1 protein-coding gene is annotated in these 1,637 nt (G+C 70.7%); it reads right to left on the bottom strand.

From position 1 onward, the window contains the following. Window positions 1-1,394: serine/threonine-protein kinase (locus tag LzC2_RS21395; RefSeq protein ID WP_171190051.1), on the bottom strand; the 1,394-nt coding region annotated here is incomplete at its 3' end. Between the last annotated feature and the right edge of the window lie 243 nt (window positions 1,395-1,637).

The raw sequence follows: 1,637 nt of genomic DNA, 5'->3' as shown, positions 1-1,637 counted from the left end.
CATTGGTCGCGGGACTGGTCCTCGCCCCCGCGGACCGCGGCGACCTGGGCAGCGAACGGCAGATAGAGGCACAGCGCCGCCGGGGCGAGGACCAGTCCCGCGACCAATGTTTCGTCGGCTTGCGAACTCGGGGCGAAGAACAATGCGTTCAGGCACACGGCGACGCCCACGATCGCCAGCAGACCGCAGAAGACGGCCGCCAGACTGAGCGCGGGCGTCGTCCGGGCGACCTCCCATTCCCGCAGCGCCGGGTCGCTGATCGTCACGGGCACGCGGTCCGCCGCACCGTCCGCACCGACATCCGGCAGCGGGGCGACGGCCGTCCCTGAGTCGTCGAGCGCCGGCGGGTCGAACGGATCGACCGGCGCCTCGCCCAGCCCGCCGATCTGCGGCGTCGCAGGGTCGCTGGGCAGACCCAGCGAATCGACCGCGGCCCGCACGTCGGAGACGGTTTGATACCGCTTCGCCGGTTCGCCCTCCAACGCCTTCATGACGATGTCGTCCAGCCGCACGTCGGCCCCGTCGCGGCCGTGCGATCGGGAACGGTGCGACGGCGGGGCGAAGCGGCCCAGCGGGAGTTCGCCGGTCAGCAGTTCGTAGAAGACCACGCCGAGCGAATAAATATCCGCCCGCTGGTCCACGTCGCGGGTGCCGCGCATCTGTTCGGGGGCCATATAATGCGGCGTGCCCATCGCCTGCCGGGTGCCGGTCAGCGTCCACGGCGTGCCGGTCGCGATGTCCTCGCCTCGGCCCAGCTTCGCCAGACCGAAGTCCGCGATCTTCACCCGCCCGCGACCTTCGTCGCCCTTGGGATCGAGCAGAATATTCTCCGGCTTCACGTCCCGATGCACGATCCCGCGGGCGTGGGCGAATTGCAGCGCCGCACAGATCTGCCGCACGATCTCCAATGCTTGGGCCGGCTGCATCGGTTCGCCGTCGCCGTTAGGCGGCGCGCCGTCATCGGGACGCGCGCCGCCTAACGGCGACGGCGAACCGTGGGCGTTCATCACGTCGCGGAGGTTCGCCCCGTCGACGTATTCCATCAGGAAATAGAACAGCCCCGGTCGCGGCTCGCCGTCCGGGCCGGGCGGCGGGGTCGTCTGACCGAAGTCGTACACCTGTACAATGTTCGGATGGTTCAGCCGGGCCAGCGTGCGGGCCTCGCGGAGGAACCGCTCCGCGAAGGCGGCGTCGCGGCCGACTTCGGGGGGCAGCACCTTCAAGGCGACCACCCGGTCCAGCTTCGCCTGCCTCGCCTTATAAACGGCTCCCATCCCCCCCCGGCCGAGCATCGCCTGCAAATCGAGGTCGGGGAAATGCTCCGCGAGTTCCTCCAACCCCGGCGCCACGAACCGCCCGGGGTTCCCCCCGCCGGTCCCGGTCAGCTGCGACATCAATCCCCCGCTGAGCAAACACCGCGGACACAGCCCCGCGGGGGCGTCCTCCGGCAGCGGCGACCGACAACTCGGGCACTGTTTTACCGACGAGTTCACCGACGAGCGGCCCGATGACGAGGGATCCGACGGCGAAGCGACGGTGGACGAATCGCCGTCCGGAGCGAACGCCTCGTCGCCCGGCGGGGCCGCGGTCGGCGGCGGGGTCTGGTTCGGAGCGGCGGCGGTCATGGGAGGGGGGCG

Source organism: Alienimonas chondri (genome assembly GCF_013036045.1).
Classification (GTDB): domain Bacteria; phylum Planctomycetota; class Planctomycetia; order Planctomycetales; family Planctomycetaceae; genus Alienimonas; species Alienimonas chondri.
The sequence above is the reverse complement of the archived record's forward strand: the minus strand, read 5'-3'. Positions and strand labels throughout refer to the sequence as shown.